The sequence below is a fragment of the Robinsoniella sp. genome (genome assembly GCF_034124845.1).
Genome location: NZ_JAWYAJ010000021.1, coordinates 1 through 7,694 on the forward strand (window position 1 = coordinate 1; position 7,694 = coordinate 7,694).

The following is a 7,694-nucleotide window of genomic DNA, read 5'->3' on the forward strand; positions in this document are numbered from 1 at the left end:
ATCTGTTTTCATCTACTACTGCAAACCCGTAGGGTGTGGTATTCGCCACGATATTGCTGTAGATTTCATCTCCTGCTTCTTTATAGGATACGTGAATCTGGAATTGTCCGTCCAGAATAATATTGTTATATACTTTCCGGTCAAAGCCTTCCCTTAATTTAATTCCCAGCCCCAGACAGAGGTTGTTGTAAATTTCATAGTTGGAAGAACCGTCATCTAAATCAATGCCCCAGGTATGGGGAGCGTCAGAATCATGCTGGAACCGGTTATCATGAATCTTATTGGTCTGGTATGCATCGATCAGGGCAAGGTCATATACTTTTGCGTCCTTTTCGTAATTCCTGATCAGATCTCCGCTTTCACCGCTTGCATTGTATTTGGGTACAGACCAGAAACGGTCTCTTCCCCATGAGTTAAACGGACCGTGGTCGGTAGTCTCTAACTGGGCATTATATACATCATTATATGCAATCTCATGTCCGCCGAATGTTCCGTCATTGACGTTGATACAGGAACGGGCACTTTTGTGGATGGTATTGTGCAGAATTTTGATCCTGCTGCTCACTGACAGATTCACGCCGCAGGACTGCTTCTCAAAAATCCCCAGATTTTCCATATGGTTATTGGTAATCTCAATATCTCTGGGATAGTCCTCTGTTGCCGGTCCCACTTTTTCCGGGAAATCTACGCTGGTCTTATGCACCTGCAGCTCCGGATACAGGGCATGTTCCCAGAATGAAGCTTCATAAGCGGACTTGGGATCTCCCACTACCTGAACAGCTGTGGCGCCGATATCTATGAATTCATTGTTATCCACGATATGACTGTCATTATAGCCATACATGAAGATTCCATTTCCTCCCATGTGGTTAAAGTTAGAATTCACCACCTGAATATTCCTGGCATTTTCCATGTAGACAGCGCCTGCCCTTACCACACACCAGTCCCCTCTCATCAGAGGAATGTATTCTTTGCCTTCTTCATTTACGGTGAACATAGTTCTCTTCGTTCCAAAATAGGTGAATCCATCCAGTGTAATATCCTCTGCGGGATGTGCGCTGTCCGCTCCTTCTATACGGATGATATCTGTAGTTACTGCTGCTTCCACAGTTATATCGTTTAAATCTACCCCTTCTTCGGGATAAACATAAAGATTTCCTTCTTTATTATCGTAGTACCATTCTTTGGATGCATCCAGTTCCTCAAACACATTTTCAATCATCACCGCATTGTCTTTCATTCCATTTCCACGGTTGTTATCACCCACCCACTGGTAATCCAGGCCTAATGCATTAGACGTATTTTTGCCTGTAATGATATAATCGTTTCCGCCCCATCCATTGCTGTGAATCGCACGGATATACCCTCCGGTGGGATCATTGTAATTTTTAACCCGGGATTTGATATCTGCTCTTGTTGTTGCCCCCTCCAGGGGAAGCACTCCCGATACAGCATTTGGATATCTTGCCAGCACCTGTTCTTCCTTATTCAAAAATAATTTATCAATTCCAAGATTGGGATCAACTTTTGTGACCTTGATATTGGGATTGCCTTCATAGTCACTCCAAGTCAACTGGTCAAAAGTGACTGCACCGCTTAATTCCACGGCCTCTCCATCATAATTGCGGAAAGTAATACCCGAGTCCTGCCCGGTCAGTTCCAATGTATGCTCAAAGAAGTACGTACCTCCCCTTACAAATACCGTGGTATTCTCCTGATTCTGTTCTCTGGCAGCATCTCTGGCTTTTTCAAAGGTTGCAAATGGACTCTCCAGTGTACCGTTTCCCGTAAGATCATTGCCGTTCACTGCCACATACAAGGCATTGCCCGTATTCTCCCGGGCATATGCCACACTTCCTTCCATTCCCGGAATCCCCATTCCGGTTGTTGTCAGCATCGCCGACGCAAGCAGTACTGCCACTCCTTTTTTACTTCTCCTTTTCATATCTTATCCTCTCTTCTTCCTGTTTTCACGTAATTGTTTGTTCCGGATACAGGTTTATTATATCCTGCTTCTATCTGCTGTTTAATAAACTATCTTCCACAAAAGTACAACTATCTTCCACACTTACACGTCTACCGTTCTGCGTTAATTCTTCCAGACACCACATATATACGGTTCACGCTATCGCACCATCCTCATATACTCCCTTGGCGTCTTCCCCGTATACTTTTTGAAGATACTGCTGAAATACTGCGGATTCTCATATCCTACCAACTCCGATACCTCATATATTTTCATTGAGGTATTCTCCATCATTCCTTTTGCTTTCTCTATTCTCTTTTTCGTCAGCGCCTCTACAAAAGTGACTCCTGTATAATGTTTAAACAGGTAGCTGAAATGGCTGACGCTGACTGCCAGATATCCGCAGATGGAATTTAAGGAAATATCTGCATTCTGGTAATGTTTGTCTATGTAGTCGTGGGCAAGCATGACCTGTCTCTGGTAATAACCGTCTTTTTCTGTAGCCAGCGCATTTCCTGTTTTGATACACGCCTCTTCCAGATGGCGTGCCACACATTCCAGATTTTCATCTTCATATATGGCAACCTGCAGACGCTTCATCTCATAACGAATTTCTCCGTCCCTGACCTGGATTTCTTCCATCAGATTCATCAGTGCCATCATAATATTCTGTACATTGATGGTACAAACTTTTTTGGATACCCAGGATGTCTGCAGATCATTGATGAATGCCGTCAGTTCCCTGCCGATGAAGTCCTGGTCATTCTTCTTTACCGCCAGGGTGATTCTGGAAATCCATTCTTTCATATCAATGTTTTTTTTTCCCCGGACATTTCGGAAATCTTTGGCAAAGTATATTTCTCTGGCTTTTGATAAGAACCGGTATTCCAGCACATCTCCCGCACTTTGGTATGCTTTGTCCAAAGCGGTGATTACCTCTGTAAACTCTCCCACACCCAGTACCACATCCAGCTTCAGAAAAGTTTCAATATTCTGTTTTATATGCCTGCAGTATTCCAAACTTTTAAAATCCATTTCCCTTGGTCCGTCTGCTCCTAATATCACAACTGTCCTGGATTCTTTGTCCTGAAATACCACACCATTTCCCGACTGTGATAATACTTCTTCTGCCACATTTAGTATGGCAAACAGTGCAAGGTCTTTGTTATCCTGAAAGGAACTCCGGCTAAATACCGTATCGTCTTTTGCTTCGATGAGAATCACCGTGAAATAATTCCCGAAAAGACGGATATCCATTTCCTTCATCTTCTTTGCTATTTCCTGAGGCATCATCTGCCCCAGAATCAGATGGTTTAGAAATTCTCTTTTTAATATCTGGCGACTGTTATAATAAGCCCCCCTGATCTTCTTCATACTGGTCAGCCATTGATTTTCATAATCCAGATTCTGGCGGATCTTGGTTAACGTGTCGGACAGTTCAAATGCACTGATGGGTTTTAAGATATATTCGATTACCTTATATCGGATCGCCTGTTTTGCATATTCAAACTCATCGTATCCGCTGATGATCACTACTTTAATTCCTGGATAATTCTGGTATACATACTTTGTAAGTTCAATTCCATCCATATGGGGCATCCGTATATCCGTGAGCAGCAAATCCGGCGGTGCTTTCCGAATGGCTTCCACAGCCTCCTTTCCATTTCTGCAGGTTCCAATCAGCCGGAATCCCAGATCCGACCAGTGCACATTGTCCCGTACCGCTTCTCTGATCAAAACTTCATCATCTACTAACAGTACCTTATACATGTTTCCTCCCTTCCCATTGGTTTTCAAACCCGTTCTGTAACTCCTTTTATTTGTTATTTACAAGTCCATCATAACTTAATAAATCTTATTTTTCGTTTCAGATCTTCTTTAAAAGGTTTGAAATCTTACGGACTTTGATTGGATTCATTTTATCAATTCCTGTCCCTTCGTTGAACCTGATATTCTACGAATCTTCCTGTAATTCTACGATTTTCCCCCAAATGCATTTTGGGACAAAAAAATACCGGTACGGCCGATAACCGTACAGGTATTTGATTCTCAATTAATCATTCTATTTTTTCCAATGGGATTTGTATTTCGGTGAGGTAATTGTCAATGTTTGTTTCATTCCAGGGACCCCGGTGGACAATTTGTCTGCTTTGACCCAGCATTTTATACTGGCTGTGTTCTTCCAGCCAGCCTGCAAAGGAACGAAACACACCGGAAATATTTTCAAAAGTACCGTAGACCATGGTACTTGCCATAATGGGTACCGGGGCGATATTCCGAAATTTGAAGCCATCCTGATCCTTTCCCATGCGCTGAACCGGCGCACAGATTTCAATATCTACATTTTTTTCCCGGTAATCAGAATCATGATAGATGGCAAAGGTGTTGCTTGAAACCAAAATTTTGTATTTCACTGCAAATGCGGTCATTTCCTTCCACAACTGTCCTTCCGAATAATAAGAGGGCACAACACGCCTCAGGGAAAGCACCTGGGCACCCGGAACGGATTTAATGGACACATTGTAATGAATCTCTATTTTTTCCTGGCGGATATCCTCTTTTGCCTGGTCTATTTTAGACAATTTATCCTGTTCTGCTTTAATCGCCTGTTCAATTTCAATGCGTTTTCTGTCCAGCTGCTTTACGATATATGCATCATCCCACTGATGGAGGGCTGCCGCGATATCCTGAACATGGAATCCCAAATCCCGCAAAAATATGATTTTATTCAACACTGCGATCTGATCGGCAGAATACAATCGATAATTTGTAAAATGATCGGTTACTGCAGGTTTTAACAATCCCGTCTCGTCATAGTATCTCAACATACGAATTGAAACCTGGGTCAATTTTGAAAACTCGCCTATCTTAAACATATTTCTGTCTCCTGCTCTGTGTGCTGGCTGCTGATCCGGTACTGCTCTAATTTTTCCATCACTTCTTCTGCCCCCTGTCCCAGAATCAGATCCGGTATTAAGTGGTACCCTCTGTATTCCGTCATATCCACGGACGGTGGGTCTTCTGCATAAAGATGTTCCGCCTGTGCAATAACCGACTGCACAAACGGGTCAGTTACCACTACGTTCCGGTTTGCCGGAATATAACCGTCTGCTAAATGGATAGACTGGATCTCTACACTTGTATATTCCCTGATGATCGCAATTGCAGCCTCAATGTTTTTACTGTTTTTCGGAATAAATAATGCATTATCTCCGGAATGGTTGGCATCCATATCTCCAATCCCGGGCCATGGCACAACCACTGCATCTATTCCACGTTTTTTCGCTTCCCTGGCAGTTGCCTGTGCACCTGTTCCGATCTCGGTGATCATTGCGGTTTCACCCTTCATAAATCCGGCTTTTATTTCATCCACCCGGGTCGTTACCGCCTGCTCTCCGGGATACATATATCCTTTGTCATATAAGGATTGAATTGCCTGTAATGTTTCCTTAGATTCTTTTCCATCAAGGTGCAGACTGCCTTTTGTGTACCGCTCATAGGTTCCATTGCTCAAACTGGCTGAAAGCATTCCATTTCGATAAAGCCATCCCCCATGCCCCATGTCCCCGGCATTGGAAAATGGGTACACTCCCAGATTTTTTATCTTTTTGCAGACACTTTCAAATTCTTCATAGGTCCATGAGTCCGGGACGGTTACATCCGCCCTGTTTAAAAGCTCCTTATTTGCCAGGACGACCGGAAAGTTTGACTCCCAGGGCACTGCCAGAATTTTACCGTTAACACATGCCTGCTCCAGGGCACTGGGCCGAAACTGAGCCTTCCAATCCGGGTCTGCATCCAGATATGGCTTTAAATCCAATGCCATATCCTCCAGCAAAACAATTCTGTTCATTTCAAAATTGTAGATATCACATGGCTTTCCTGAAATAATTTCTCTTCGGACAATTTTCTCCTGATTCTGCCAATCCACCGGCAGTGTTTCTATGGTATACTTATTCCGGAATTTTTCCTGCAGTTTTTCCATCATAAGTTCACTGGATGTATATTCCAGAACTCTGCCGTAAAACCGTATCTTTTTATTCTGTGATTTTTCGCTTTCTGAAGTTTCCTCCCGCTTCATGATTCCGCAGTTTCCAAGAATCATGGCAGCAGCAAATGCTGATAATGCCAGTACCACTACTTTGCTCTTTTTCATGATAACATCACTCCGAATCCATTATTACCACACAAACGCGTACATTCTCCCGGACATCAGAGCCTGTCAGAAAATTGCTCCGGAAGCATTCTAACCTCCACCCGGGTTCCCACATTCTCCCTGGAATAAAAACGGATACCGCAGTCATTCCCAAATTTCATTTTCAGTCTCTCGTCAATATTCTTCAGTGCAAATACATTTTCACTCTCTTTTTCATCTTTTAGATACCGGTTAATCTCTCCACCGTCAGTTCCAACACCGTCATCCTCCACAGAATACATAAGCATCTGTCCTTCTTTTTGAACCTTTACCCAGATACTTCCCCCGCCCACTTTCTTTTCCAACCCGTGTACAAAAGCATTTTCCACCAATGGCTGCAAGATCAGTTTTTGTACCCGGCAATCCTCCAGTTCCTGATCCACCAGAATGGATACCCGGATTCTTTCTCCAAAACGGTTTTTCTGAATCAGAAGATAGCTTTTCAAATGTTCCACTTCCTGTTTTACCGTCACCATTTCATTTCCGCGGTTTAGTGCATGCCGGAAGACATCCGACAATGCTTCCACCTGGGCGGCAATTTCATCATTGCGTTCCACAACTGCCATCCACCGTATGGAATCCAGGGTATTGTACAAGAAATGAGGGTTGATCTGGCTCTGCATATATTTCAGCTCGATTTCTTTGCGCTTAATTTCATTTTTATACTGTGTCTGAATCAGGTTGTGGATATAGGCAACCATTTTCGCAAGATTCCGGTTCAGTACTCCAATCTCACCATCACTGTCATCGTATATTCCAATTTGAAACCGTTCTTCGGTAAATGTTTCTGTTTCCCTGGAAAGCTGCTGAATTGGCTGAATCATCGTTTTTTTCTGGACGGTGTAAAAAACTACTCCAAAAATCAACGTCAGCAGCATACACACCAATACCGTATAATATACTGCATTGGTGCTTTGCAGGATATCACGGGAATCATCTACTTTTACAATTCTCCATCCAGCAGTATTGATATTATAATATGAGACAATCACATCTCCTGTTTTAGAATACCCGGCATTTCCTCCCGGCAGTTCACCATATCCAAGTTCTGTAAATGCCAGGCCCATACATCCATTTACCGAGGATGAAAGTATTCTGCCATCCTGGTCAGCAATAAACAGCCTGCTTTTTTCCGACAGGATTCCGGTGTATTGCTCCTGGAGCCTTGCTTCATCAACAGTTATCCGTTCATAGGCTATGATCTCCATCGTCTTCATATCATTAATCGCTCTTAGCAGATACAGTTTATCATAAGGTGCACTATAACTGACCGTTTCTCCTGTATGCAACGTTGTCCATATGGGTAATCCCCCCAGTTCATTTAACCTTGGGATCATCTGTTCATCTTCCCGCAGAACATAATCCCCAATCTGCAGTATCACTGCCCCGGGCTTAAATATAGACATGCTTTTAAGATTTCTGTGGGACTCCATCTCAATGCGCATCCGGTAAGATACATCAACCTTGCGTTTTTCCAGTTCCTCTGTCCGCCCTTTTGACCCATACATGCGGATGATCTCCTGGATGTTTTCG

At 43.2% G+C, this 7,694-nt stretch carries 5 protein-coding genes; all 5 read right to left on the bottom strand.

Annotated elements, in window-relative coordinates; translation table 11 throughout:
- The coding region (locus ACH2DQ_RS01115; protein WP_395025175.1) for a right-handed parallel beta-helix repeat-containing protein at positions 1–1,945 on the bottom strand (1,945 nt) is incomplete at its 3' end.
- A gap of 180 nt (positions 1,946–2,125) precedes the next feature.
- Positions 2,126–3,736: a response regulator gene (locus tag ACH2DQ_RS01120; RefSeq protein WP_395025177.1), complete on the bottom strand. Its 1,611-nt coding sequence runs from the start codon at positions 3,734–3,736 to the stop codon at positions 2,126–2,128.
- 287 nt (positions 3,737–4,023) lie between these two features.
- On the bottom strand, positions 4,024–4,842 hold the full coding sequence (locus ACH2DQ_RS01125; RefSeq protein WP_394913219.1) for a MerR family transcriptional regulator: 819 nt from the start codon (positions 4,840–4,842) through the stop codon (positions 4,024–4,026).
- Entirely contained in the window at positions 4,830–6,122 is a 1,293-nt protein-coding gene (locus ACH2DQ_RS01130) for an ABC transporter substrate-binding protein (RefSeq protein ID WP_394913218.1), read from the bottom strand. Before ACH2DQ_RS01130 ends, ACH2DQ_RS01125 begins: the two co-directional genes overlap by 13 nt.
- Positions 6,123–6,178: 56 nt before the next feature.
- Positions 6,179–7,694 (bottom strand): sensor histidine kinase (locus tag ACH2DQ_RS01135; RefSeq protein ID WP_395025180.1); only part of this gene is annotated, 1,516 nt, incomplete at its 5' end.